This is a genomic window from Streptomyces sp. S6, from assembly GCF_054880855.1.
The window spans coordinates 15,141-41,509 of the sequence record NZ_JBTYMC010000023.1; the positions used below are offsets into that span (position 1 = coordinate 15,141).

The following is a 26,369-nucleotide window of genomic DNA, read 5'->3' on the forward strand; positions in this document are numbered from 1 at the left end:
GATCGAAGAGGATGCCCGGCGGGGACCGGGGCCCCCGTGTCGGTAACGGCAGGGGCGGACCGCTACCCGGAGCAACAATCAGGAGACAGCGATGTCCCAGGAGGCTCACGGGGCTCACGAGCCCGAGACCCCTCACCTCGACTTCGCGGGTACGACGCCGTACGAGGACTACGTCCGGGCGGATGTGCTCACCCACCTCCAGCACCCTCTCTCCGACGATCCCGGAGAAATGGTCTTCCTGGTCACCACCCAGGTCATGGAGCTGTGGTTCACCGTCATCGTCCACGAGTGGGAGACGGCCACGAAGGCCCTGCGCTCGGACGACATCCCGGTCGCGGTCGACGCGCTGAAGCGTTCCGTGCGGGAGCTGGAGGCGCTCAACGCGTCCTGGCGCCCGCTGGCCCAGCTCACGCCCGCCCAGTTCAACTCGTACCGCTCGGCCCTCGGCGAGGGCTCCGGCTTCCAGTCCGCCATGTACCGCAGGATGGAGTTCCTGCTCGGCGAGAAGTCCGCGTCGATGCTCGTCCCGCACCGCGGAGCCCCGCGTGTCCACGCGGAGTTGGAGAAGGCGCTGCACGAACCCAGCCTGTACGACGAGGTGTTGAGGCTGCTGGCCCGCCGCGGACACCCGGTCCCGGACGAGGTGCTGCGCCGTGACGTGACCTTGCGCTACGAGCCCTCACCCGAGGTGGAGGCGGTCTGGACGGCTCTCTACCAGGGCGACCAGAACGCCGAACTCGCCCGGCTCGGCGAGGCGTTGACCGACGTCGCCGAACTGGTCTGGCGCTGGCGCAACGACCACCTGGTCGCCACCCGCCGCGCGATGGGCGCCAAGTCCGGCACCGGCGGCTCCGCGGGCGTGGCCTGGCTGGAGAAGCGGGCCCGCAAGAACGTCTTCCCCGAACTCTGGACGGCCAGGTCCCATGTCTGAACTTGACCTCAAAGCACAAGAGTTGGACGCCGGAGACGAACTCGCGGGCAAACGCGCCGAGTTCCTCCTGGACGACGGCTCGCACGACGGTTCGCGCAGCGCGGGCGTCTACCTCGACGGCAACTCGCTGGGCGCGCTGCCCGCCGCCGTCCCTGACGCGGTCGCGGACGTCGTCCGCCGCCAGTGGGGCGAACTGCGCATCCGCTCCTGGACGGAGAGCGGCTGGTGGACGGCGCCGGAGCGGATCGGCGACCGGATCGCCCCGCTGATCGGCGCGGGCCCCGGCCAGGTGGTGGTCGGCGACTCGACAAGCGTCAACGTCTTCAAGGCACTTGTGGCCGCCCGGCGGATGGCCGGCGCGGGACGGAACGAGATCGTCGTCGACGCCACGACCTTCCCCACGGACGGCTACATAGCCGAGTCCGCCGCGAGGATGACGGGGTGTACGGTACGCCCCGTACGACCCTCGGAGGTCACCGGCGCCCTCTCCTCCCGTACCGCCGCGGTCCTGCTCAACCACGTCGACTACCGCTCGGGGCGGCTGCACGACCTCCCCGCGCTGACGTCCGCGATCCACGAGGCGGGCGCCCTCGCCGTCTGGGACCTGTGCCACAGCGCGGGCGCGCTGCCGGTCGGGCTCGACGAGCACGGGGTGGACCTGGCGGTCGGCTGCACCTACAAGTACCTGAACGGCGGCCCGGGTTCACCCGCGTACCTCTACGTGCGGCGGGACCTCCAGGGGGAGTTCGACTCCCCGCTGCCCGGCTGGAACTCGCACGCCGAGCCGTTCGGGATGAGCCCCTCGTACGTTCCGGCACACGACGTCGTACGCGGCCGGGTCGGGACGCCCGACATCCTCTCCATGCTCGCGCTGGAGGCGGCACTCGGGGTGTGGGAGGGCGTGTCGATCGAGTCGGTGCGCGCCAAGTCCCTTGCCCTGACGGACTTTTTCCTCGAATGCGTCGAGGAGTACGTCCCCGCGGGCCGGGTCGAGTGCGTGACCCCGGTGGCCCACGCGGAGCGCGGCAGCCAGATCGCGCTGCGCTGCGACGACGCGGGGGACGTGATGAAACGGCTCATCGCGGAGGGCATCGTGGGGGACTTCCGGTACCCCGACGTCCTGCGGTTCGGATTCACGCCGCTGTACCTCGGGTTCGCGGACGTGGAACGTGCGGCACGGGCGCTGCGACTGGCTCTCAAGTAGCCCTGTCATACCCCGGGTCCGGCCGAAGGGCACACCGCGCGAACACGCGCGGTGTGCCCTTCGGCACATACGGTGCGAGGCGCGAGCGTGTCATATCCGGGCAGAACCGTTTACCCCTCACCCAGCGTGACATCCACGTGTCCGCGCACGTCACGGGCCTGATACCGTCCCCGCCAGCGGACAGAATCGCAGCCGTCCGCAGCTACCTGGTCGTCAATTCCATTTCGCCGCTGAGAGGTTGGAGCATGCCGGACGACGTCGCCGCAGCCCGGACCGCCGCCGAGGAGCAGTCTGCCTTCTCCCACCCGCCCGTCGAGCCCGACGCCGGCGCCTCCTACGGCGACCACCCCGACCAGGTGATCGACTTCTACTTCCCGAGAGGTACGGGGGCTACGGGCGCCGCACCGCTGGTCGTCCTGCTGCACGGAGGCGCCTGGCGCGCGCGGTACGACCGCCGGCACGTGACGCCCTTCGCCGGCTTCCTGGCCCGGCGGGGGTTCGCCGTCGCCAACGTCGAGTACCGGCGCGGGGAGTTGGAGAACACGGCGGCCTCCGGCGGAAACGCTCCTGTGGCCGACGCCGAGGGCGCGACGCCGGTCGCGGGGCGCTGGCCGGACACCTTCGACGACGTGGCCGCCGCGCTCGACGCGCTGCCCGCCCTCGTCCGGGACCTCCTCCCGTCGGCCGACCCGCGCCGCACGGTCCTCACCGGCCACTCGGCGGGCGGCCACCTCGCGCTGTGGGCCGCCGCCCGGCACGTCCTCCCGGCGGACTCCCCCTGGCGCACAGCCGCTCCCGCGGACCTGCGCGGTGTGGTCGCGCTGGCTCCCATCGCCGACTTCGAGGTCGCGCGGAAGCTGGACGTCTGCGGCGGCGCGTCCACTCAACTCCTGGGCGGCGAGGGGAAGTTCGCCGAGCGGCGGCCGTACGCGGACCCGGCGCTGCTGCTGCCGACGGGGATCGCGACGACGCTCGTGCAGGGGCGCAGCGACGAGGTCGTGCCGATGGCGGTCGCCGAGGCGTACGCGGACGCGGCGGCCAAGGCGGGGGAGATGGTGGGGGTGACCCTGCTGGAGGACGTGGGGCACTTCCCGTTGATCGATCCGGTGGCGGACGCGTGCGCGGTGGTGGGGGAGGAGATCGCGCAGTTGGCGTGGTGAGGTCGTACCTGTGAGCCTCGTAGTACCCGTAGTACCCGTAGTACCCGTAGGCCTCGTGATGCCCGTGGCCCCCGTCGAAGCTGACCCTCGTCATACCCGTAATACCTGAGAGCTACGTCGGAGAACAGCTCTCAGGCGGGACGCGAACGACGCGCGCTGATCCGTAACTTCGCAACCAGTCGAGCCCGATGGCCGGGCGGACTGGAGGCGAAGGGACACGGCGATGCGGCTCGGCGACGCGGAGAAGACGACAGGAAGGGCGGGGCGCCTGCTCCGCGCCCTGCTCGCCGTCCTGGTCGTCGCGGCGGTGGTCGTACCTCTCCTCGCGGCGGCCCGCCCGGACATCCCGGCCCCCGCCCCGGCGGCGCACATCTCGCTGTCGGCCGCGACCCTGGAGAAGACGTACGCGGCCAACCGGTCGAACGCCGCGCTGGCGTCGAAGATGGCCCAGGACAACGGCGACCGGCACAGGGCGGCGGCCGACCGCGCCCTCGCCTCCCCCGGCAGGCACCTCCTCTCCTACGACGGCAGGGGCGACGGCCGGGCGACAGAAGTGCTGGGCGACCTCGTCCACGCGGACCGGATCGCGATCCTGGTCCCCGGCTCCGACACCACGCTGGACACGTACGAACGCTTCCGCGCGGGTGCCGACGCCCTCCACCGCCGGCTGACCGAGGAGGCCCCGGCCGGCACGGTCGTCGTGGTGATCGCCTGGCTCGGCTACACGACACCGGACACCATCAGCACGACGGTCCTGACACCGGACCGGGCGGACGAAGCGGCGCCGGAGCTCCGCACCTTCGTCGCCGGCCTGCGCGCCCTCACCGGCCCGGACGCCGCCGTCAGCCTCCTGTGCCACTCCTACGGCACGGTGGTGTGCGCCCGCGCGGCAGCCCGGCTGGACGCCGACGAACTGGTCCTCCTCGGCAGCCCCGGCACCGGCGCGGACTCGGCGGCCGACCTCGGCACCCGCGCCCGCGTCTGGGCGGCCCGAGGCGCGGACGACTGGGTGGCGGACGTCCCGCACACCAGCGCGGATCTCTTCGGCACCACGATCGGCTTCGGCCCCGACCCGGTCTCCCCGGCCTTCGGCGCCCACGTCTTCGCCGCCGGCGACGGCGGTCACAGCGACTACTTCACCCCGGGCTCGGTCTCCCTGGCCAACCTCGCCCGGATCGTCCTCGGCGAGTCGACGGAGGTCACCCGTGCACAAGACAGCTGATCCGCGCGGAACACACCTGGGCCGGACGGCCGCCCGCATCGACGCCGCCACGCCCCCGCACCGCGACCGCGCCGTGGACGCCCTGCGCGCGCTGGCCATCCTCGGCGTCGTCCTCGGCCACTGGCTGGTGACGGCCCTGGTCGCTGACGGCGACACCCTGCGCACGGCGAGCCCCTTGGCGTCGGTGCCCTGGCTGGCCCCCGTGTCGTGGACGTTCCAGACGCTCGCCGTGTTCTTCATGGTGGGCGGGCATGTGGCCACACGAAGCTACGCGGCGGCACGGAAGAGGGCGCGGGACGCAGACAGCGGGCGCGAGACGCTGCGGGACAGCGGTACCGGCGGCCGGCGCGTCGAGGCGCCCGAGCGGCGGGTCGGCGTCTACGCCCCCTGGCTGCGGGCCCGGCTCGCGCGGCTGTTCCTGCCGGTGGCCGCGCTGGTGGGGGTGTGGGCGACAGTGGCGGTCAGTCTGCTGCTGGGCGGCGCCTCGTTCGTGACGGTGCACACGGTCGTGAAGCTGGCGCTGTCCCCGCTGTGGTTCCTCCTGGTCTTCGCGGGGCTGACGGCGGCGACACCACTGCTGGCGCGGCTCAACCCGCTGTGGCCGCTGGTGGTGGTGCTCCACGTGGACCTGATCCGCTTCGGTCTCGGCGGCCCGGCCTGGCTGGGCTGGGTGAACCTGGCGGCGGGCTGGGCGGTGCCGTACACACTGGGCGCGGCCTGGACGCGCGGCGAACTGGAGGGCCGGCGGGCGGGGTGGGTCCTGCTGACCGGCGGAGCGGTGGTGACGGCGGCGCTGGTGCGGTGGGGCGGATACCCGGCGTCGATGGTGGGGGTGCCCGGGGAGGCCGTCTCCAACCTCAACCCGCCGACCCTCGCGGCGGTCACCTTCGGACTCGCCCAGTGCGGGCTGGCGCTGCTGCTGCGAGGCCGGCTGCGGCGGGCGATGAGCCGCCCGCGCGCGTGGGCGGTGGTGGCCCTGCTCAACCTCTCGGCGATGACCGTCTTCCTCTGGCACCAGACGGCCCTGATGGCGACGACGACCCTGGCGCTCCCCGCCGGCCACTTCCCCGGCCTGCACACCCTCCCCGACACCCCGGACTGGGCCTTGTACCGGCTCCTGTGGCTTCCGGCGTTCGCGCTGGTGCTCGCGGTGTGCTGGGCGGCGTTCCACGGCTGGGAGACGCGGACGGCCCGGCGCGGAGGCAGGCGCGCGGAGGCGTCCAGGGTCGTACGGACGAGGGGCGGCGGGGCCGTCAACGGGACGCCGCGCTCCGCCCCCGAGCGGCCTGAACGGCCCGATGGGACAAGGAAGTCCGCATACCGGCTCACAGCCCGGAGGCCCTCGCCTCCGCGCCGGGAATCGACCGCTCTGAAGGGGGCCGGCGGTGCATAAGGTGATGCGGGTGACGGGGTTGGAGAAGCAGGTGGAGCGTGCGCTGCGCCGGGCGCGGGGCGGGGACCGTCGGCGCAGGGCACTGCGGAAGGTCCGGGACGGCGAGCTGTCGGCGCTGGCCGCGCTGCGGCGGGACCTCTGGCCGACGAGGCGCGCGCCCTTGCCGCCCTCGGTATGGCTGCGCTGGCTGCCCCACGGACTGGTGTGCCTGGTGGCGGTCGTGGCGACGCTGGCGAACGCCAACCAGTTCCACAACGACTACCGGCTCGGCGTCGAGTTCGGCTTGGTCTGCGCGCTTGCACAGGGCGCGGCGCTGGTCGTGGCGCTGTGGTGGCCGCTGCACGGCTGGTGGCTGTCGCTCGTGACGACAGTGGTGGCGGCCCTGGGGGCGCGCAGCCGTCTGCTGATGCCCGAATGGCCGCCAGGATTGCCGGACATGGGCACCCTCACCGCGAGTGTCCACTGGCCCTGGACCGCTTCCGGCATCGTCATCCACGCGCTGGTCCTCTTCCTGCTCGCCCTGCGCGTCCCCGCGCGAGTCTCCGCCGAGGTGCTCGCCCTGACCGCGCTGGCCACCTGGATCGTCGAGGGCGTGATCGGCGGCGAGTACTACGTGCCGAGCGGTGCGCTGGCCGTCGCCGTCTTCCTCGGCGTCGTCCTCCTGGGCGCGGCACTGCGCGGCCGGCGCGAGGCCCGCACCCAACTCGTCGAGCAGACCGGCATCACAGCGGAGGAGCGCGCCCGCCGCACCCTCCTGGAGGAGCGCAACCGCATCGCCCGGGAGCTGCACGACGTGGTGGCGCACCACATGTCGGTGATCTCGATCCAGGCCCAGGTCGCCCCGCACCTGGTCGCGGACCCGCCCGAGGAGCTGAAGGAGAACCTCGCGGGCATCCGCCAGAACGCCCTGGAGGCGCTGGCCGAACTGCGCCGGGTGCTGGGGGTGTTGCGTTCGGAGACCCCCGAGGACCCCGACGGCCCGTACGGGCTCGGCACGGCGACCGGCACGGCGCCGGGCGCCCCGCAGCCCACGCTGGACCGCCTGGACGCCCTGCTGGACAACACGCGCGCGGCGGGCCTCGACGTCGTCAAGGTGGTGACCGGGGAGTCCCCGACGCCGCCGTATTCACCGGGCATGCAGCTCTCGGCGTACCGCATCGTGCAGGAGGCGCTGAGCAACGTGCTGCGGCACGCGCCGGGAGCGCGCGCGACCGTGGAGATCGGGCACCAGAGGGACGGCGTGTGGTTGTGCGTCACGAACTCCCGCCCGAGCCGCCCGGCCGACCCCTCCCCCGGCGCGGGGCACGGCCTGCTGGGGATGCGCGAGCGCGCGGCGATGCTGGGCGGCCATGTGACGGCCCACCCGAACCTGCACGGCGGCTACGTCGTCTCGGCGTTCCTGCCGAGGGACGGCGTCCGCGTGGACCCGCCCCCGGGCGGCGAAGAAACCCGGGCCGGCGAAGAGGCGCTGGACGGCCTGGAGTTCACCGACGGCCCGCCGGAAAGCTCCCTGTTCCGGCTGATCGTCCCGGAGCCGCTCCGCAAGGGCGGACGGGACGACGGCCCGCCCCCACCAGCGAAGTTCCCGAACGACACGACAGGAGACGAGAAGCGATGACGAACGACACGACCATCCGCGTACTCATCGCGGACGACCAGCAGATGGTCCGCCAGGGCTTCACCGTCCTGCTCAACACGCACCCCGGTATCGAAGTGGTCGGCCAGGCGGTCGACGGCCTGGACGCGGTGGAGAAGGTGGAGGAACTCGCCCCGGACGTCGTCCTGATGGACATCCGGATGCCCGACCTCAACGGCATCGAGGCGACCCGCCGCATCACCGCCGCGCGACCCGGCCTGAAGGTGCTGGTCCTGACGACCTTCGACCTCGACGAGTACGTGTACGACGCCCTGCGGGCCGGCGCCTCAGGGTTCCTGCTGAAGGACGCCTCCGCAGATCAGCTCGCCGAGGCGGTCAAGGTGGTGGCGGCGGGCGACGCCCTGCTCGCCCCCGGCATCACCCGCAAGCTGATCACCGAGTTCTCCCGCATCAACGGCAGCCCGCGCGCGCCGGAGAAGGCCCGCCTCGACGAACTCACCGAGCGGGAGACGGAGGTGCTGGCCCTGATCGCGCAGGGCCTGTCGAACGCGGAGATCGCCGGGCACCTGTACGTCGCCGAGCAGACCGTGAAGACGCATGTGGGCCGGATCCTGGTCAAACTGGGGCTGCGGGACCGGACACAGGCGGCGGTGTTCGCGTACGAGGTCGGCCTTGTGCGCCCGGCGGCCCGCTGAGATGCCGGCCGTCGGCCCACCGCCCGGATCCGGGCAGGCCCTGAGGGGACCCGTAGTACTTGAGACGGACCCGATGGAACCCCTCTCAGTGGTGACGACCCCGCCCCCGGCCCCGCCCTACGGTGTGAACGTGACCGAGACGACGCAGACCACCCGGACGCGGATCATGGATCCGCAGAGCCCGCACGGCGATTCGGACGACGGCGCGTACACCCCGCGCAGTCCGGAGGCCAAGGCGGCGCTGGACGCGCTGCGAGGGCTGCGCAAGGACCTGATCGACGACGCCTTCGCCTACCGCCCCCTGCCCCGCCTGGGCGACGACAGCCGCCTGGTCCGCCGGATGAAGGGCCACCGGCGGGAGTACGCGTCCTGGGCGCGGCACGTCCTGGTCGCGGCGGCCGGCGGCCTGGCGATGGCGAACACATGGACGGGCTCCCGGAACGACGCGCTGAACGTGCTCTGCGTGCTGCTGGTCCTGACGCCGGTGCTGCTGACGCTGGTCCGCCCCGTGGCCGCCTTCTGGGCCTCCCTCGCCTCGACGACGGTGATCGCCACGGTCGGCACGCCCTACTACTCCCTCTGGCCCTGGGGGCCGGGCTCCCTCATCTCGCACCTCGTCGTGGTGACGGTCGTGGCGATCCGCACCCGCCCCCGGACGGCGGCCTGGATGTGGCTGCTGACGGCCGTCTACGGCTTCGTCACCGAGTCGTTCTTCGGCTGGAGCCACGACGGGTACCGCACGAACACGACCTTCATGCTCACGTTCTCCGCGTTCTCCCTGCTCGCCGTCACCGTCTGGCACACCCGCCGGCAGGCGGAGCGGCAGGTCACCGCGCAGCAGACGGTGACCGAGCACGAGCGCTCCCGCCGGACGCTCCTGGAGGAGCGGACGACGATCGCCCGGGAACTGCACGATGTGGTGGCGCACCACATGTCGGTGGTGGCCATCCAGGCGGAGGCGGCCCCCTACCGGGTGGAGAACACCCCGCCGGAGCTGGCGAAGGCGTTCGTGACGATCAGGGAGAACGCGGTGGCGGCCCTCACCGAGCTGCGCCGGGTGCTGGGCGTGGTCCGCGCCGAGGACTACGAGGTGCCGGACGCCCCGCAGCCGACGCTCGCGGACCTGGACGGCCTGCTGGCCAACGTCAGGGAGGCCGGCCTGCCGGTGCGGAAGGTGACCACGGGAGCGGTGCGGGAGCTGCCCCAGGGGGTGGAGCTGTCGGCGTACCGCATAGTGCAGGAGGCCCTCAGCAACACGCTGCGGCACGCGCCGGGGGCGACGGCGACGGTGGAGTTCGGATACGTCCTCGGGGGTCTCGGGGTACGGGTGGTGAACGGCCCGGCGGCGCACCCGACCCTGGTCAAGGCCCAGCCTGGCGCCGGGCACGGCCTGACGGGGATGCGGGAGCGGGTCGCGATGCTGAACGGCGAGATGACGACGGGCGTCACGGACGACGGGGGCTACGAGGTGGCGGTGTTCCTGCCGGTCGCGAGCCACGGCACGGGTGAGGGGGAGACCGGTACATGACGATCAGGGTGCTGGTGGCGGACGACCAGATGATGGTGCGGGAGGGTTTCTCGGTCCTGCTCAACGCGATGCCGGACATCGAGGTCGTCGGGGAGGCGGTGAACGGGCGGGAGGCCGTGGCGAAAGTCCGCGAACTCTCTCCGGACGTGGTGCTGATGGACATCCGGATGCCGGAGCTGAACGGCATCGAGGCCACGCGGGAGATCGTGGCGGCGGACGGCGCGGCGAAGGTGCTCGTGCTGACGACGTTCGACCTGGACGAGTACGTGTACCAGGCGCTGCGGGCCGGCGCCTCCGGGTTCCTGCTGAAGGACGCCTCGGCCAGGCAACTGGCGGACGGGGTGCGGGTGGTGGCGGCCGGGGAGTCCCTGCTCGCCCCCTCGGTGACACGACGGCTGATCACGGAGTTCTCCCGGCTCGCCGAGACGGAGCGCCCCAGGATCCCGCAGAGCGCGCAGGCGGCCTACGGGGAGCTGACCGAGCGGGAGACGGAGGTGCTGGTGCTGATCGCGCAGGGCCTGTCGAACGCGGAGATGGCGGAGCACCTGGTGGTGGCGGAGTCTACGGTGAAGACGCACGTCAGCCGGGTCCTGGTGAAGCTGGGGCTGCGGGACCGGACGCAGGCGGCGGTGTTCGCGTACGAGACGAGGCTGGTGGTGCCGGGGTAGGGACGAGCACAGGAGGGGCCGAGTCGTAAATCTGTTCCCATGAACGCGTAAACCCCGTCCTCACCGGCCACTTGGAGACCTACACTCACACCGGCGTCACGCCGTGACTGTGAGTCGGCCGAGATATCCGGGCTGACCCGGCGGCAGGCGGCCCAGCGCTCTTTTCTCATCGACTTCGCCCGGCCGGGGGACGGCGGGGCGGAATGTCGGATCCATTGGGGGGTCGACGACTTGAGTTCGTTGTTCACGCGTCGCACAGCGGCGACGCTCGCTTCGGCGGTGGCACTGGCCGCCGTCGGGACCGTGGTGGCGGCGCCGAGCGCCCTTGCCGACGGCGCGGGTTCCTGGCCGGGGACGGAGGGGAAGCTGCTGACCGACGGTCCGGTGCTGGTGGACCCGGTGACCGGGGCTCAGACGAAGGTCGGCGCCGGGTCGGGGGCGTACGCGGCGTGGGCGCCGGACGGCAGCCGCATCGTCAGCGTCGTCGGCGGCAGGATCGCGAGCGTGCGGCCGGACGGGAGCGGACAGTTCCTGCTGCCGAAGCCGTAGGGGGTGCGCAAGAACGCGCCGTACCAGGACCTGACGTTCTCGTGGGGCGGGCAGGACGTCCTGTTCGCGACGGGCGGGCAGCTCGTCGTCGGCCCGTCGGACGGCTCCCGGGACCCGCAGCCGCTGCTGACGGCGGCGCTCGAACCGGCGACGGTGTGCGACAGCGGCCCGACGGTGAACGAGAAGAAACTCGTCGCGTTCAGCCGCAGCACCGGGAGCTGCGCGGCGGCGCAGTCGGTCTACGTGTACGACAGCGCCCGGCGGACCGTGAAGAAGGTGCTGGACAACGCGGCGCAGCCCGCGTTCTCGCCGGACGGCGGACAACTGGCGTACGTCGCGAAGGACCTGAACGGCGCCAAGCAGGTCTTCACGGCGAACGCGAACGGCACAGGCGTGCGGCAGCGCACCAGCGGCACCGGCTGGGCCGAGCACCCCTCGTGGTCGCCCACGGGCAAGCGGATCGTGTTCGACGCGCACACCGCGACCGACGCGACGGACGCGCACAGCACGTCGTACGTCGACCTGGCCTCCGGCGAGGTCACGCGCGTACCCGGCACGCCGAAGGGCGACCGGCCGAGCTGGCAGCCGCTGCGCAAGAACAGGACCGGCCGGATATGGGGTGCGAACTCCGACGCGACGAACATCGCGGCCTCGCGCTGGACCTGGAACACGCTGGGCGCCCCGACCGTGCCGGGCCTGATGAACGCGCGGTCGGCGGTCCTGGTCAACCACGACGACTGGGCGTACGCGCTCACCGCCCCCGCCCTCGCCGGCAAGAAGGCGGGCCCCGTGCTGGCCACGCCGAAGACCGGCCTGACGACAGCCGTGAAGAACGAGCTGAAGCGGACGCTGAAGAAGGGCGCCCCCGTCTACCTGATGGGCGGCGCCTCGGTCCTCACGAACACGGTCGCCACGCAGGTCAAGTCCCTCGGCTACACCCCTCAGCGGATCGCGGGCGCGGACCGCTACGTGGCCTCGGTGGCATCCGCCAAGGCGATCACGGCCACCCCGAAGTACGTCCTCGTCGCGACCGGCACCGACTACCACGCGGCGCTCGCGGCAGCGGCGGCGGCCGGTTCGGACGGCACGAGCTCCGCCGCCACCGTCGTCCTCAGCAACGGCAACAAGCTGACGGCCCCGGTGCAGGCGTACCTCAACAACCTGAACCCGAACAAGACGATGATCATCGCGGTGGGCCCGCCCGCCGTGTACGCGGTGGGACACGGCCGCTACCCGAAGTGGCCGTCGAACGCCGTCTACTACCCGGTCTCCGCCTCCACCGACGAGGCGACGTCCATCGCGCTCGCGAAGTTCTGGTGGTCGGCGCCGAGGCAGATCACCCTCGTCGGCCCGGTCTGGCGGGACGGCGTCTCGGCCGCCGCCGCGATGAACGTCTTCAGCCCGCTGATCTGGACGCCGAAGGCGACGGTCCTGCCCGGCGCCGTCCAGAGCTACCTCACCCAGGGGTCGGCGAGCATCCGGTTCGTGGTGACCTTCGGAGGTACGGGTACGGTCGCCGCCGCCACGCTCGACGCGGCGGGCCGGGCGATCAGCGCGGGTGCCGGACAGGTCGAGTATCACGGGTACTACAACGGGGTGATCCCGACGACGCCGGCGGCGCACGCCGACGTCGTCCGCGTCCCGCGCTGAGAGCCGACGCGGGCCGGGGGCGTGGCTTCCACGCCGCCCCCGGTCCGCGTCACACCCCCGCCGAAAGCGCGCACCGCGTACGAGACACCCCTGGTCAGCGGCTGTTTTCCGGGTTAGCGTCCCGGCATGGCAGCCTTCGACCCCTGGGACCCGGCGTTCCTCGCCGACCCCTACCCCGCCTACGCCGACCTGCGCCGACAGGGACGGGTGATCCACTACGAGCCCACCGACCAGTGGCTCGTCCCGCACCACGCGGACGTCTCGGCGCTGCTGCGGGACCGGCGGCTCGGCCGGACCTATCTGCACCGGTACGAGCACGAGGACTTCGGCCGCACCCCGCCGCCCGCCGAGCACGAGCCGTTCCACACGCTCAACGACCACGGCATGCTGGACCTCGAACCGCCAGACCACACCCGCATCCGGCGCCTCGTCTCAAAAGCCTTCACCCCGCGCACGGTCGAGCAGCTCAAGCCGTATGTCACCAAGCTGGCGGGGGAGTTGGTCGACGGGCTCGTCGAGCGCGGCGGGGGCGACCTGCTCGCCGACGTCGCCGAGCCGCTCCCCGTCGCCGTCATCGCGGAGATGCTGGGCATCCCCGAGGCGGACCGCGCGCCGCTGCGGCCCTGGTCGGCGGCCATCTGCGGGATGTACGAGCTGAACCCGTCGCAGGAGACGGCGACGGAGGCGGTCCGGGCGTCCGTCGAATTCTCGGCGTATCTGCGGGAGTTGATCGCATTCCGGCGGGGCGAGCCGGGGGACGATCTGATCTCGGGTCTCATCGCCGCCCACGACGAGGGCGACCGGCTCACCGAGCAGGAGATGATCTCCACCGCAGTCCTGCTCCTCAACGCCGGCCACGAGGCGACCGTCAACGCCACGGTGAACGGCTGGAACACCCTCTTCCACCACCCCGCCCAGCTCGCGGCCCTGCGCGCCGACCACTCTCTGGTGCCCAGCGCCGTCGAGGAGTTGATGCGGTACGACACCCCGCTCCAGCTCTTCGAACGCTGGGTGCTGGACGAGATCGAGATCGACGGCGTCGTCGTCCCGCGCGGCTCCGAAGTGGCCCTCCTCTTCGGCTCCGCCAACCACGACCCCGCCGTCTTCGCCGACCCCGGACGGCTCGACCTCGGACGCGCGGACAACCCGCACATCTCCTTCAGCGCCGGCATCCACTACTGCATCGGCGCACCCCTCGCCCGCCTCGAACTGGCCGCCTCCCTAACGGCGTTGCTGGAAAAGGCGCCGACCCTGCGGCTCGCCGAGGAGCCGCGCCGCAAACCCAACTTCGTCATCAGGGGGTTGGAGGGGCTGGACGTCGAACTCTGAGGCCGACGGCGCCTGTTGGGGAAGGCGGTCGGTGCGGGATCAGCGTTCCTTCGTCTCCTCCAGGACCGTCCGCCCCAGCAGCGCGTACCGCTCGGGGGCACGCCGTTTCAGATACTGCGCGTACCCGATCCCGCCGAGGGCGACGCAGGCGACCAGCCAGGGCGTCGCCTTGAGGACCAGCGCGCCGGACTCCGGGCCCGCCGCCACCCCCATGTTGGACACCAGAAGTACTACGACCGAGAGCATCGCCACACCCCCTACCAGAGGGGCAGTCAGGGTACGGAACCAGTGGCGGCTCTCGGGGTGGTGGGAGCGGAAGTACGCCAGCACGGCGAACGAGCACACCGCCTGGACGATCAGGATCGCCATCGTCCCGAGGATGGCGAGCAGGACGTACGTCCCGCTGTAGGGGTCCTTCCCGGCGAGCCAGAACGCGCCGATGAGCGCGGCGGAGACGGCGGTCTGGACGAGGCCCGCGATGTGCGGGGAGCCGTGCCGGGGGTGCGTACGACCCGTAGTCCTCTGGAGGGAGGGGAGGACACCCTCACGGCTGAGGGCGTAGATGTAGCGGGCGGCACAGTTGTGGAAGGCCATACCGCAGGCGAGCGAGCCGGTGATCATCAGCCACTGCATGACGACGACGGCCCAGTGGCCGACGTACTGCTCCGTGGGGTCGAAGAACAGGGCGAGCGGGTTGGCGGTCGCGACCCGCACGGCGTTCCGCTCGCCGACGCCGCTGATCGCCATCCAGGAGACGAAGACGTAGAAGACGCCAACTCCCAGCACACTCACCATCGTTGCCTTCGGGATGATCCGCTTCGGGTCGCGTGACTCCTCCCCGTACATCGCCGTCGACTCGAACCCGACCCACGACCAGAAGGCGAAGAAGAGGCCGAGCCCGGCCGAGGTGCCCTTGAACGCGTTCACCGGGTTCACCGGGTCCAGCGAGAAGCCGTCCGGGCCACCGCCGTGGAAGAGGACCGAGACCGCCATCGCCGCGAGGACGGTCACCTCGGTGGCCAGCAGCACGACGAGCAGCTTCTCCGCGACCGAGATGCCGAACCAGGTGCCCAGCGCGTTGACGCCGAGCATCAGCACCGCGAACAGCCACCACGGGACATGAACTCCCGTCTGGTCCTTGAGAGTTGACGTCGCGAACGAGGAGAAGATGCCGATCAGCGCCGGCTCGAAGACGACGTACGCGAAGGTCGCGAGGAGCCCGGAGGCCAGGCCGACAGTGCGGCCGAGCCCGTACGAGATGAAGCCGTAGAACGCGCCCGTCGACGTGATGTGCCGGGCCATCGCCGTGAACCCGACGGAAAAGATTGCCAGGACGACCATTGCGACGAGGTAGCTCGCGGGCGCCCCGACACCGTTCCCCGACGACACGATGAACGGTACGTTGCCCGTCATCGCGGTGATCGGCGCGGCCGTCGCGACCGCCATGAACACCACGCCCAGCAGCCCCACGGCGTTGGGTTTCAGCCGGTGGACCGCCCCCGCCTCTCCGTTCCCCGTCGCCGGTGCGACGCCCTCGTCCACTGCCATCGGGTGCCCCTCTCCCTGCCGGTAGCTGTCCATGCTGTATCGGCTCTCGGAGGAGAATGCTGTAGTCCGAATGAGTCGGGCAAGAGGCGTGCGCGGTTAAATATGCGTCAACCAGACCTTTGGGTGATGGGGCGTGTTGCCCCCTTCAGCCACCTGACCCCGACCCGGCTGCTCGTCAGCTCTGCCGGGGCGCTCTGAGTACCTGTCCTCAGGACGAGCCGGGGTTGCCGGAGTTCTGGCCCGGGGGTGGGGAGATGCTGCCGGGCATGACGGGGGGTGGGCCGAAGCCCTGTTGCGGGGTGGGTGAGGTGGCGGTGGTTCTGCGGCGTTTTCGGACGACGGCTGCTGTGGCGATGCCGGCTGCTGCGAGGGTGCCCGCGCCGAGGCCGAGGCCGAGCCAGGGGGTGTTGTTGTCGTCCTTGGCGGCGGCAGCTGCCTTCGCCGGTTCGCTCTGTTTCGCCGAGGGTGTGGGGGAGGCGGACTGTTCGGCTGCTGCCAGGTCGGGGAGGGGGTAGACGTCGGCGGGGCCTGGGTCGCCGGGGGTTTTGAGGGCGATGCGGGGGCGGACGATGCCGTAGCCGATGGCGTCGTTGCGTTTGGCTCCGTCCGTGGGGCCGCCGATCGTGTTCAGCATGACGCGGAGGACCTGGTTGTTGGTCCAGGTAGGGTGGGCGGACCAGATGAGGGCGGCGCTGGCGGAGGCGAGGGCGGTGGCGTCGCTGGTGCCGTGGCTTTCGCAGACACCGCTCTTGGTCCCGCAGGCGTGAACCATCTTTTCCCCCGGCGCCGCCATGTCGACCTGAGGGCCGTAATTGGACTCTGCGGTCCGGTGAAGGTTCTGGCCGACCGCCGCGACGCCGACGACGCCGGGGGTGGCGGACGGATACTCGGGCAGGTTGGCCTGGTTACCGCTGTTCCCGACGGCCGCGAAGATCAACGTCCCCTTGTCGAGGGCGTACTTCACCGCCTCCGTCAACTGCGGCGAGCCCTGGCTGAACCCTAGGGAGATGTTGATGACTCGTGCACCGGCTCCCACCGCGTAGCGGATCGCCTGCGGAACGATGTCGTTGAACATCTTGTTGCCCACGGCCTGGTTGGGCAGTTCATCGGCCTTGGGCATGCGGATGGGGAGGATCTTCGCCCCGGGGGCGAGACCGAACGCACCCCGGCCGCCACCGTACGCACCCGTCCCGGCGATCAGACCGGCCATCCCAGTGCCGTGGGCTTCGTAATCGGTGTGCTCATCGCCCGACTGGCCCGTGGCGTAGTCCTTGCCCGGGAGGACTCGGCCCACGAGGTCGGGGTTGGTCCAGTCGACACCGGAGTCGATGACCGCGACGGTGACTCCCTTGCCGGTGCTGGTCTTCCACATGCTCTCGGCCTGCATGGCGGTGAGGAACCACTGCTCCTCACGAGTCGACTCCGCGCTCGCGGTCGTCCCCGTGACACCCACCAGCGACAGCCCCACGGCCGCCGCGGCCATCGCACGGCAAAGCCTGTGTCGAGCGCTACCGGTCAGCATGAACTCGGCTCTCCCTCATCTCTGAACATGTCAGTCGACGACGGTCTACGGCGGACCGGCATCACAGCCTTCCGTCACCTCAAGCGGAGGGAGTGGGCACCTTGGCCGGGAGATCCGCTTCCGCAGTACAGCCCAGTTTTTCAGCAACCGCGCGAGCCAGCGAGTTGAGAATCACCATTCGATCCCTGGGGTCGCGGGCCGCAGACGAAGTGGAGTACATGTCTCCCTTCACGTAAGGGGTATCCCCGACGAAAGACCCCGCACTGCCCTTGGTTGCGCAATTGAAGTAGAGCAGGGCCCCATTTTCCGTCACGGCGGCATAAGAACCGACATTGAAGAGCACTGATTTAGGGCGCCCCTCCTTCGATGGCTTCAGTGAATGCTCGGACGCCATGAAATCGATACTCACAAAAGGGAAATCATTTCCCTTGCCTGTCTTGTAGATATCGCAACGGCTCCTCGCTTCATATCTGTCATGAAGGTGCTTGGTGGCCCTGACCAAAGAGAACTTACTCGGCTCGCCGGCATCATTCTTTCCGGTAAGCTCTTCAAATTCCTTGACATCTGAAAGGCGCGTCAACGCTGCCCTTCCCTCGGTATCCAAGGCCCCGTCGCAAACCTGATCCGCCGACAAGCGCGGCGGTCTATTTTCCCCCGACTCCTTGGTGCAGGCGCACAGTGAGAGCGTCATGCCTACCGCAAGGGCAATAATTCGATGTCGTGAACCGAAAGTGTGATGACGAAAGATCATCGGCGGCTCCTCAATCCTCATACGGCGCCCTCCCTCGGAGTTTGTTTTGGCTGGGACCTGTCGCCTCATAGCTTGTCCTGATTTGCTCTACCAGTCGATCGTAATCCGCTTTATTTTTGGCCTCGGCATAATCGGCGAAGTAGCTGTCGTAATTTCTTCCGACGTCACCGATCCCCTTTTTGAAGAAATCGCGACTGGCGATCTGAGCCTCTTCCTTGGGCTTCGACTCCGCATCGTCGACCGCCTTGTCGATCTCATGGCCGATGATGGTATTCACCACCTCCCCGCCAAAGTCTGCGGCAATCGGTGCAATCGCCACCCCTGCTGCTGCCGCTCCGGGAACAGGGAGAGCGGCAACACCAACGCCGACCGCGGTTCCAGCAATAAGCTTGCCCCAATCGGCAGAGCGCCCAAGGGATTTGTTGGCGTCTTCGGAATCGGCGCCGTAGTCGGCCGCCGCCTGTTGAACTCTGGAGTGATCGAGAACACCCCTGGCTTGTGCTTCCATGAGGAGAGCATCTGTGCCGTGGTCATAATTTGAGGCGTTCGTCGGTGGGTTCGCATCCAGCAGACTCGCCGTGTACAGATGCTGTGCGGAGACAACAACTGCGTGGGATTTCTCGTCCTGACCCAGCACGCTGAGAAAATCGATCGCACCCTGGTTTCCGAATTCAGCGCGCTCACCTGCGTAAGCCTGCGGAAAATCTCCAGCGTCACGTGCGTGATCGCCCAGGCCTGAAAGGTTGTAGTCGATGTCGTCAATGTACGCACCGGCCATCTTGCCCAGACTCTCGGCCATCTCCGGCTGATCATGGAGCATCTTAGGGCCGTCTTCGCTGCCGTAGAGATACGCCACCTGTTCCATCACCGCAGCCGTTTCAGCTGTGCGATGTTCACCTCCGGCTCTGACTGCCTCGGCAGTGGTGTCGAACGGGTAGCCGGTTGTGGCAGATTCCAAGGCGTGACCGAGTGCCTTGCGGCCCGCCACATAATCGTCGTTGCCACTGAGTGTGGCGTCGGACACCCAGACGCGTTCTTTCGTCAGGTACGTCAGATGTTCGTTCAGGCTCGACTTGTCATCAAGTGCACCGGGTTTGTTGTCCGGCTGATCAAAGAATTCCGTCGAAGCCCCTGGATTATGCCCAAGCGCTTCAAGGAATCCCGTCACAGGATCCCGCCCCCGGTCGTTCTTGTAGTCCCAGTAGTTGAGGTCGCTCTGGTTGGCGTTGTTGACCCAGAGATTGATGCCCTCACCGTTGACCTGCTTGTCGTAGGAGAGAAGCGCGTCGCCGTACTGGTTCAGGAACTGGTCGTCGTAGTCACCAAAACGCATGAGGTTACTCATGACGACGAACCCTGTCGGGTTGCTCGCGTCATCGATACCGAGCTGGTTCTGGCCGAGGCCGACCATGTTCCGTTTCCACTCGTGCATGTCGACGCTGTCCGAGAGTGTGGCCCGGCCGATGGTGATTCCGAGGTTCTTCTGAAGCTGCTTGGCCTGTTCGCTCCGTGCGGGGTCGTACGTCCCCTGGTAGGGATCGGCGATTCCGGCATAGAAAGTGAGCAGCTTCTTGGGCCCGACCTCGGTGGTGAACTTCTCGGAGAAGAGGGGGTCGTCCTGGTATCTGGCCAAGGCCGAGTTGAGCGACGCCAGTTCGGTGTTCGTGACGTCGCGCGGGTTCTTCTTGAGGATCTTCGCCGCCGCCTCGGCGTCGGCAACGGCCTTCGCCGCCGAGTCTCGGTCCTTGTAGTCGGCGTCAGAGAAGCCCAACTCGCTCTGGTCCGCGATGGACTTGAGGACGGTCGCGGCTGAACTGTCGCTCGTGGAGGCCTGGTTGAGGATCTTCTGGATGTCGTCGCGAACCGCGGTCAGCTCCGCAGTCCGGTCCGGTTCCTTGCCCGCGGGGTCCTGCGGGCGGGTCGTCAACGTGACCATGAAACCGTCGCCGTTGGGGAGGACGGTGAACCCCTTGGTGCGGGCGCCCTCGACGGCTGTCGTCAACTGCCGGTGGAAACCCTTGAGTTCACCGAGGGTGTCCTCCAGGATCCGGTAGATGGTGTTCGCCTGGGTGTGCGCGTCAGCGAACTCGCCGGCTGTCCTGCCGATGAACTCCCTGCTGATCTGGGAGTTCACACCGGCCCAGTTGGCGTTGTAGGCGGCCTTGTGCAGGCCGTCCTCCGCGTCCTTCTGGAGCTGTTCGAGGCTTTTGACGAGGGTTCCCCAGTCGGTGACGGCGGCGGAGAACAGGCTGAAGTTGGCGTGGAACAGGGCGTCGAATTTCACGAGGGGTCAGTCCAGGGTGAGGAGGTCGGCCGGCGGTGCGGGGCGGCTGGGAGTTCGCCGTTCCTCACTCCTTTTTCTTCTTCGGCTCGCCGTAGACGGGGTTGGGGGCGCCGGGCTTGCCGACCCGTTCGTCGAAGCCCGCGTCCAGGACGCTGATGCTGCTGACCATCCGCGCGATGTAGTCGTCGTCCCCCGCGTGCAGCTTCTTCGTCACGTGCATGTGGTTCGAGATGTGCGAGCACGCGTCCATCAGGGATTTGAGCTGGGCGTCCCAGCGGTTGGACACGTGCTGGAGTGCGCCGCCGAGTGCGAAGCCCTGCTGGGTGAGGTCGGTCGCCGCGGAGTCGCTGGACGGCACCGAGACGCGGGCTTTGTTCCAGAGGTCGTCGAACAGGGTGTGCGCCGTCTTGCCGATCGCCGCGAGGTCCTTCTGCGAGACCTTCAGGACGCCGTACGAGTCCGGCAGGGCCGGGCCGCCGGAGCCTCGGCCCGTGCCGTCGTCCACCCCGTTCAGCCGCATCCCGGAACTCTGTTCGCGCTGTAGCGCGTTCGTCTTGAGCTGTTCCCACTCGTCCCAGGCCATGGGCCTGCCACCTTTCCCCGTGTGCGGCTCGCCGCCGCGACTGTCCTCCGTACGGCACCACTCGCGTGGCCGGGCTCCGGCACAAGTTAGCAACTTGGTAAGAGAATCGGGGCTGGGCGCTTGGAACGGATCCGCTTGCGGATGTGAAGTGTTCGGGGAGGGGCCCGTCTCTACCGGTGCGGGGTTCGCGAGAGGGCAACCGTCGAGTCCTGGCGCATATTCAGGAAGGGCCGGGGCCTTGGCTCGGGGGGACGTTGCCGGGCATGACGGGGGGCGGGCCGAAACCCTGCTGCGGAGTGGGCACGGCCGCGCTACGACGCTTCCGTACGACGACTGCTGCGGCCACGCCGGCCAACACCAGGGCGCCCGCGCCGAGGCCGATGCCGAGCCAGGGGGTGCCGTTGTCGTCGTCCTTGGCGGCGGTGGCCGTTTTCGCGGGTTCGCTCTCTTTTGCTGAAGGGGTCGGGGTGGCGGACTGCTGGGCTTCGGCTTCGGCCAGGTCGGGGAGGGGATAGACGTCTGCGGGGCCGGGGTCGCCGGGGGTTTTGAGGGCGATGCGGGGGCGGACGATGCCGTAGCCGATGGCGTCGTTGCGCTTTGCGCCGTCGGTGGGGCCGCCGATGGTGTTCAGCATGACGCGGAGGACCTGGTTGTTGGTCCAGGTGGGGTGGGCGGACCAGATGAGGGCGGCGCTGGCGGAGGCTAGGGCGGTGGCGTCGCTGGTGCCGCTGGTGGTGCAGAGGCCGGTTTTGGCGCCGCAGGCGTGGACCATGTCCTCACCGGGGGCGGCCATGTCGACCTGGGGGCCGTACTGGGACATGGCGGTCCGGTGGAGGTCCTTGCCGACCGCCGCGACGCCGACGACGCCGGGGGTGGCGGCCGGGTATTCGGGCAAGTTGGCCTTGTCTCCGCTGTTCCCGACGGCCGCGAAGATCAACGCCCCCTTGCCGAGGGCGTATTTCACCGACTCCGTCACCTGCGGTGTCGTCTGTGACGCTCCCATGGAGATGTTGATGACCTTCGCGCCGTGGTCCGCGGCGTAACGGATCGCGGGCGCCAGCGCCTTGTTGAAGTTTTCCTCGCCCTGAGCCAAGTTGGCCGACACGCCACCCTTGGGCATCCGGATCGGCAGGATCTTGGCGCCGGGAGCGAGACCGAAAGAGCCCCTGCCCCCCAGGTCAGCACCGGTTGCCGCGATCAAGGCGGCCATGCCGGTGCCGTGGCCGAAGGTGTCGTAGTCCTTGTGCTCGTCGCCGGGCTGGCCGGTGGCGTAGTCCTTGCCCGTCAGGACGCGTCCGGCGAGGTCGGGGTTGGTCCCGTCGACACCGGAGTCGATGACCGCGACGGTGACTTCCTTGCCGGTGCTGGTCTTCCACATGCTCTCGGCCTGCATCCGGTCCAGGTACCACTGCTCCTGGCGGATCGTCTCCGCGCTGACCGCCGGTGCTGCGGCAGCGCTCGCAAGCAGCAGGCTGAGGATGGTCGCCTCGACGATACGACGGACCCCGTGTCGCGTACTGCTGGCACTCATGGACTTCGCTCTCCCTGTTCCCCGGACGTGTCAGTCGACGACCGGCGGCACGGTGGGCCGCCGGTTCCGCCGCCAGGTCTCCTCGTCCTCCGTCACACCGTACGGCCGACCGCTACCGTTCCTCGCGCTGCGGGGCGCCGCCGACGGGGACGGGCCGGAGACCGCGACCCCTGTCGGATGCCTGTGCTCCCGCACTCCTCGGCCGCTGGACAGAACTGCTGCCTACGACACCGGTGTTGGGGGCAGGACGACGCCGCCGGACCCGGACGGGGAAACCGGGCGGACACCGGACGCCGTGCCCGGGGCGCCCGGCGTCCGTCCGATCGGGTTCGCCATACATGGACCCCATCGGGCCACGTACGGCTGCGCCTTCCCCTCGACCGTGCCGCGCGAGATCGCCCCGGTCGGCCGTCCCTCGGCAGGAAGGACGGGCCGACCGCCGACGATGCCGCTGCCCCACCGGTCTCCGTGACGATCCGCGTGGCGGCCGACGGGAGAGAGCAGCACTCCACGCCGTCGGGGTCCACCCCTGTCAGGACGCAAGCTCTACGCGCTCGCCCTGAAGGCCTCCGCGCCGAAAGGGGCGCCGTCATACGTGTACGGATAGTCCACGCCGACGCTCGCATACGCCGCTGCCTGGCGGCGTTCGTACTGGAGCCGGGCTTCGCGCTCAGCGTCCGCTGCGGCCTGTCGGCGGAAAAACTCCGCCGCCTCTTCCTTCGTGGGTCCGGTCCACGGTCGGGACCAGGGACTCACGTACGGCTGGGGCGTGGGGGCCACTGCCGGGGAGGCGGGCTGCTTGCGGCGTTTGCCCGTGGCGGGGAAGAGGAGGGAGAAGAGGGTACGCAGGCACGCCGAAATGGCATGCGCGATAGAGTGGCGCACGGCGACAGACCTTTCAGGGAGTTGTCGTCACGGCCCCGTCAGCGGAGTGCGACCAACACTCCGAGTCCTGGCGGGGCCACCTTTTTTGATGTTGTGCAGCGCACGCTAGCACCAACACCCGCTGCCTGACGACGTTTTGGGAAACACGGAAACAGGCAGGTGACGAACGCGGGGCGGTGCGCTGCTACAGGTCCCCCGGTAACCCCCAGCTCTCCGGGTTCGCCGCCAGGTCCTGGAGCAGTGTCTCGACGGTCGGGTCGGAGATGTCCCACGCGTGGACGAGGGGATGCGCGCCGAACAGCCCGCAGGCGTCCCCGTTGGTGTGTGATGCCTCGCACCAGCGCAGGACGGCGAACCGGAACCCGTCCTCACCCCACAGGATCCACTGCCCGTCGTCCGCCGCCTCCCCGTCCCACAGGAAGTCGGCGTGCTCCCCCGGATGCCCTTCCGCCAGCTCGCAGCAGACGTACCCCTCCGCGAACTCGCAGTCCTCGTACGCCCCTTCGGGCGCCGACTCCAACAAGGCCAGCACTTCCGGCACGGGCAGCAGCCTGACCCCGGTGCACTGCAACATGACGCCCTCACAGATCGGTTGAGACGTGCTGGACGGACGACACCGGCTCGTCCCCCTCTCGCCGGATCACCCCCCACTCCACGAGCCGCTCCGCCACGAACGTCGCACTCACCCGGAACTCCCGGGCCAACGCGGCGGCGGACACGCCCTGTTGATACCGCCGGACCACCAACTCCCGCGCCCTGACGAACCCGGCACGCGCCGCCCGCACTTCGGCACTGCTGCGCCGCTGGGCCCGCCCCCTGAACACCCGCGCACCGGCCCGCCGGTACAGCAACGCGTCGACGAGGTTCCGCCGCTGCTCGCCCCACTCGTCGAACCGCCGCCCCAACCAGCCGGCGGTCACCCCGTACTCCTCCGCAAGCCCACTCAACGGCGCCCCCAGCCGATAACGCCGGATCACCAACTCACGTTCCTCCAGCACACGTTGCCTCGCGGCGGCACGTTCCGGATTCACCGCGCTTCCTCTTCCAGGACGAACAGCTCGGACGGGGAAGCGTTCCACTCCACGCCGCCGAGTTTCGGACGCACCCAGGCCTGGCCGAGCCACAGGGTCTGGAGAATTCCGGTGCGTTCGCCGTTGGTGACTTCCTGCCCGATGTGTTCAGCGGTGACCACCACGGGTCCCCCTTCGCGGCTTCGGGTAGAAGCAGGTGAGGTGCCGGTAGTCGGGGCTGGCCTGACCGTTCGCGATGTGGTCGTCGGCGAGACGGATGACGGGGACGTCGGGGCTGATCAGGGACTTGCAGTCGGCGCAGGAGTGTCCGGGGGGTGCGTAGGTGGAGTACGCGACCGGGGTGAGCGGAACGGCTCGGCGTGTTCGGTTGCCCATCGTTGTCTACCTCCTGGGGGCGCTGGTTTTACCTATTCAGGAAACGACCCATTCCGAGGGGCTCGGTACTGACATCCTGATACAACGCCCGGGAAACAGAACGGAGTTAGGCGATGGCCACGACTTACGGCGAGTGGTTGAAGGGAGCGCGGACGGCGAAGGGGTGGACGCAGCAGCAGTTGGCGAATGCGGCGATCATGTCCCGTTCGCTCATTGCGGCGATCGAGGTGGGGACGCGCTTTCCGAACGAGGAGGACGCGAAGCGACTCGATATGGCGCTGGGGACGGGGAATGTACTGGAGACGTTCCGGCCGGGAGGGCAGAAGGGCGATGTGCCCAACTGGTTCGAGCGGGCGCGTGAGTTGGAGCAACAGGCGACGAACCTTCGTGTATTCGGACTGGCGTACGTCCCGGGACTTCTACAGACCGAGGAGTACGCCACGACGGTCATCAACGCCGGGTACCCCCGAACCAGCGAGGCGGAGCGTCACCAGGCCGTCGTAACACGGCTTGAGCGGGCCCGGATCCTGGAGAACCCGCTGACCCCGGAACTATGGGCGCTGCTGGATGAGGCGGTCATCAGGCGTCCCATCGGAGGCCCCCTGGTCATGGCGGACCAACTGGCTCACATTGTGGCGCTTGCCGAGTCCGGGCGGATCAGGGTCAACGTGCTGCCGTTCAGCGCGACTCCGCACCCGTTGGTGGACGGACTGGTGACGCTGATGTGGTTCGCGGATCAGCCACCCGTTGCGTACTCCGAAGGCATGCGTACGGGCAAGCTGCATGACTCCCCCGCCATGGTCGAGGAGATCCAGGGAGCCTACGATCTTGCTTTGAGCGAGGCCCAACCCCTCCGGGAGTCTGTAGCCTTCCTGAGGGCGGCAGAGAAGGATTACAGACAACATGGCTGAACACCGCATCAAGGACGCGTCCACCCTGAGCGGTTGGCGCAAGTCCTCCTACAGCGGGTCGCAGGGCGGCGAGTGCGTCGAGGTCCTGGACGGCTACGCCCCCGGCGTCCCCGTCCGCGACAGCAAGATCCCCCACGGCCCCGCCCTACTCTTCCCCACGACCAGTTGGGCAACGTTCGTCGAAAGCTTCCGCAAGCCCTGAGCCCCCGACGACGCTCAGGCAACCTCTCAAGACGCGCCGGAGTTACCGGAGTTCGGGCCTGGCGGCGGGGGGATGCTGCCGGGCATGACGGGGGGTGGGCCGAAGCCCTGTTGCGGGGTGGGTGCGGTGGCGGTGGTCCTACGGCGTTTTCGGACGACGGTGGCTGTGGCCACGCCGGCCAACACCAGGGCGCCCGCGCCGAGGCCGATGCCGAGCCAGGGGGCTCCGTCGTCCCCCTTCGAGGCGGCAGCCGCTTTCGCGGGTTCGCTCTGTTTCGCCGAAGGTGTGGGGGACGCCGCCTTCTCGGCTTCGGCCAGGTCGGGGAGGGGGTAGACGTCGGCCGGACCCGGATCCCCGGGGGTTTTGAGCGCGATGCGGGGGCGGACGATGCCGTAGCCGATGGCGTCGTTGCGCTTTGCTCCGTCGGTGGGGCCGCCGATCGTGTTCAGCATGACGCGGAGGATCTGATTGTTGGTCCAGGTCGGGTGGGCGGACCAGATGAGGGCGGCGCTGGCGGAGGCTAGGGCGGTGGCGTCGCTGGTGCCGCTGGTGGTGCACAGGCCGGTTTTGCCGCCGCAGGCGTGGACCATGTCTTTGCCGGGGGCGGCCATGTCGACCTGGGGGCCGTACTGGGAGAAGTCGGTCCGGTGGAGGTTCTTGCCGACTGCCGCGACGCCGACGACGCCCGGGGTGGCCGCCGGGTACATCGGCAGGTTGCCCACCTTCGCGTCGTTGCCGACACTCGCGAAGATCAACGAGCCTTTCCTGAGGGCGTACGAGACTGCTTCTGTCACCTGCGCCGTGGTCACCTGCGATGACT

At 69.5% G+C, this 26,369-nt stretch carries 26 protein-coding genes; 14 read left to right on the top strand and 12 right to left on the bottom strand.

Annotated features, from left to right (window positions below; genetic code table 11):
* Positions 1-91 precede the first annotated feature (91 nt).
* The 12 genes from ACVNF4_RS05540 (at position 92) to ACVNF4_RS05595 (ending at position 13,926) form a co-directional block, all read left to right on the top strand.
* Positions 92-931, top strand: a complete 840-nt coding sequence (locus ACVNF4_RS05540; protein WP_461801522.1) for a tryptophan 2,3-dioxygenase family protein — start codon at positions 92-94, stop codon at positions 929-931.
* Positions 924-2,135 carry a kynureninase gene (kynU, locus tag ACVNF4_RS05545; protein ID WP_461801523.1) on the top strand — a complete coding sequence of 404 codons (1,212 nt, stop codon included), beginning with the start codon at positions 924-926 and terminating at the stop codon, positions 2,133-2,135. The genes ACVNF4_RS05540 and kynU overlap by 8 nt, the downstream gene beginning before the upstream one ends.
* A gap of 245 nt (positions 2,136-2,380) precedes the next feature.
* Positions 2,381-3,295: an alpha/beta hydrolase gene (locus ACVNF4_RS05550; RefSeq protein WP_461801524.1), complete on the top strand. Its 915-nt coding sequence runs from the start codon at positions 2,381-2,383 to the stop codon at positions 3,293-3,295.
* A gap of 223 nt (positions 3,296-3,518) precedes the next feature.
* Positions 3,519-4,517 carry an alpha/beta hydrolase gene (locus ACVNF4_RS05555; RefSeq protein ID WP_461801525.1) on the top strand — a complete coding sequence of 333 codons (999 nt, stop codon included), beginning with the start codon at positions 3,519-3,521 and terminating at the stop codon, positions 4,515-4,517.
* Entirely contained in the window at positions 4,501-5,910 is a 1,410-nt protein-coding gene (locus ACVNF4_RS05560) for an acyltransferase family protein (RefSeq protein WP_461801526.1), read from the top strand. The genes ACVNF4_RS05555 and ACVNF4_RS05560 overlap by 17 nt, the downstream gene beginning before the upstream one ends.
* Before the next feature lie 4 nt (positions 5,911-5,914).
* Positions 5,915-7,528, top strand: coding sequence for a sensor histidine kinase (locus ACVNF4_RS05565; protein WP_461801548.1), 1,614 nt, complete (start codon positions 5,915-5,917; stop codon positions 7,526-7,528).
* Positions 7,525-8,202, top strand: a complete 678-nt coding sequence (locus ACVNF4_RS05570) for a response regulator (protein ID WP_461801527.1) — start codon at positions 7,525-7,527, stop codon at positions 8,200-8,202. The genes ACVNF4_RS05565 and ACVNF4_RS05570 overlap by 4 nt, the downstream gene beginning before the upstream one ends.
* A 130-nt stretch (positions 8,203-8,332) precedes the next feature.
* Positions 8,333-9,730, top strand: a complete 1,398-nt coding sequence (locus tag ACVNF4_RS05575; protein ID WP_461801528.1) for a sensor histidine kinase — start codon at positions 8,333-8,335, stop codon at positions 9,728-9,730.
* Entirely contained in the window at positions 9,727-10,398 is a 672-nt protein-coding gene (locus ACVNF4_RS05580; protein ID WP_461801529.1) for a response regulator, read from the top strand. The genes ACVNF4_RS05575 and ACVNF4_RS05580 overlap by 4 nt, the downstream gene beginning before the upstream one ends.
* 231 nt (positions 10,399-10,629) lie before the next feature.
* Complete coding sequence (locus ACVNF4_RS05585) at positions 10,630-10,947, top strand: hypothetical protein (RefSeq protein ID WP_461801530.1); 318 nt, start codon at positions 10,630-10,632, stop codon at positions 10,945-10,947.
* 3 nt (positions 10,948-10,950) lie between these two features.
* Positions 10,951-12,597 carry a cell wall-binding repeat-containing protein gene (locus ACVNF4_RS05590; RefSeq protein ID WP_461801531.1) on the top strand — a complete coding sequence of 549 codons (1,647 nt, stop codon included), beginning with the start codon at positions 10,951-10,953 and terminating at the stop codon, positions 12,595-12,597.
* A 126-nt stretch (positions 12,598-12,723) separates the two neighbouring features.
* Entirely contained in the window at positions 12,724-13,926 is a 1,203-nt protein-coding gene (locus ACVNF4_RS05595) for a cytochrome P450 (protein ID WP_461801532.1), read from the top strand.
* A gap of 39 nt (positions 13,927-13,965) precedes the next feature.
* Here ACVNF4_RS05595 and ACVNF4_RS05600 read toward each other — a convergent pair whose 3' ends face one another.
* From ACVNF4_RS05600 to ACVNF4_RS05650, 11 genes are all read right to left on the bottom strand, one after another.
* Positions 13,966-15,474: an APC family permease gene (locus ACVNF4_RS05600; protein ID WP_461801533.1), complete on the bottom strand. Its 1,509-nt coding sequence runs from the start codon at positions 15,472-15,474 to the stop codon at positions 13,966-13,968.
* Between the two features lie 208 nt (positions 15,475-15,682).
* A complete protein-coding gene (mycP, locus tag ACVNF4_RS05605; protein ID WP_461801534.1) occupies positions 15,683-16,996 on the bottom strand; it encodes a type VII secretion-associated serine protease mycosin in 1,314 nt (437 codons plus the stop codon).
* 79 nt (positions 16,997-17,075) lie between these two features.
* The gene (locus tag ACVNF4_RS05610; RefSeq protein WP_461801535.1) at positions 17,076-17,768 is read right to left on the bottom strand and encodes a hypothetical protein; all 693 of its coding nucleotides are present in this window, start codon (positions 17,766-17,768) and stop codon (positions 17,076-17,078) included.
* Positions 17,758-20,031 (bottom strand): hypothetical protein, encoded by a 2,274-nt coding sequence (locus ACVNF4_RS05615; RefSeq protein ID WP_461801536.1) that lies wholly within the window; start codon positions 20,029-20,031, stop codon positions 17,758-17,760. The genes ACVNF4_RS05610 and ACVNF4_RS05615 overlap by 11 nt, the downstream gene beginning before the upstream one ends.
* A gap of 64 nt (positions 20,032-20,095) precedes the next feature.
* Positions 20,096-20,614: a hypothetical protein gene (locus tag ACVNF4_RS05620; protein WP_461801537.1), complete on the bottom strand. Its 519-nt coding sequence runs from the start codon at positions 20,612-20,614 to the stop codon at positions 20,096-20,098.
* Between the two features lie 220 nt (positions 20,615-20,834).
* On the bottom strand, positions 20,835-22,145 hold the full coding sequence (gene mycP / locus ACVNF4_RS05625) for a type VII secretion-associated serine protease mycosin (RefSeq protein ID WP_461801538.1): 1,311 nt from the start codon (positions 22,143-22,145) through the stop codon (positions 20,835-20,837).
* Positions 22,146-22,691: 546 nt separating this feature from the next.
* Positions 22,692-23,030, bottom strand: a complete 339-nt coding sequence (locus ACVNF4_RS05630; RefSeq protein WP_461801539.1) for a hypothetical protein — start codon at positions 23,028-23,030, stop codon at positions 22,692-22,694.
* Between the two features lie 184 nt (positions 23,031-23,214).
* On the bottom strand, positions 23,215-23,604 hold the full coding sequence (locus ACVNF4_RS05635; RefSeq protein ID WP_461801540.1) for a hypothetical protein: 390 nt from the start codon (positions 23,602-23,604) through the stop codon (positions 23,215-23,217).
* Positions 23,605-23,611: 7 nt separating this feature from the next.
* Complete coding sequence (locus ACVNF4_RS05640) at positions 23,612-24,061, bottom strand: hypothetical protein (RefSeq protein ID WP_461801541.1); 450 nt, start codon at positions 24,059-24,061, stop codon at positions 23,612-23,614.
* Positions 24,058-24,225 carry a hypothetical protein gene (locus tag ACVNF4_RS05645; RefSeq protein ID WP_461801542.1) on the bottom strand — a complete coding sequence of 56 codons (168 nt, stop codon included), beginning with the start codon at positions 24,223-24,225 and terminating at the stop codon, positions 24,058-24,060. Before ACVNF4_RS05645 ends, ACVNF4_RS05640 begins: the two co-directional genes overlap by 4 nt.
* Positions 24,209-24,436, bottom strand: coding sequence for a hypothetical protein (locus tag ACVNF4_RS05650; RefSeq protein WP_461801543.1), 228 nt, complete (start codon positions 24,434-24,436; stop codon positions 24,209-24,211). Before ACVNF4_RS05650 ends, ACVNF4_RS05645 begins: the two co-directional genes overlap by 17 nt.
* Positions 24,437-24,549: 113 nt before the next feature.
* On the opposite strand from ACVNF4_RS05650, the gene ACVNF4_RS05655 reads away from it, so the two are divergent.
* Both ACVNF4_RS05655 and ACVNF4_RS05660 read left to right on the top strand, forming a co-directional pair.
* Positions 24,550-25,347, top strand: a complete 798-nt coding sequence (locus ACVNF4_RS05655) for a helix-turn-helix domain-containing protein (protein ID WP_461801544.1) — start codon at positions 24,550-24,552, stop codon at positions 25,345-25,347.
* Positions 25,340-25,549, top strand: coding sequence for a DUF397 domain-containing protein (locus ACVNF4_RS05660; RefSeq protein WP_461801545.1), 210 nt, complete (start codon positions 25,340-25,342; stop codon positions 25,547-25,549). The genes ACVNF4_RS05655 and ACVNF4_RS05660 overlap by 8 nt, the downstream gene beginning before the upstream one ends.
* 26 nt (positions 25,550-25,575) lie before the next feature.
* On the opposite strand, the gene ACVNF4_RS05665 is transcribed toward ACVNF4_RS05660, so the two are convergent.
* A partial coding sequence (locus tag ACVNF4_RS05665) for a S8 family serine peptidase (RefSeq protein WP_461801546.1) occupies positions 25,576-26,369 on the bottom strand: 794 nt, incomplete at its 5' end.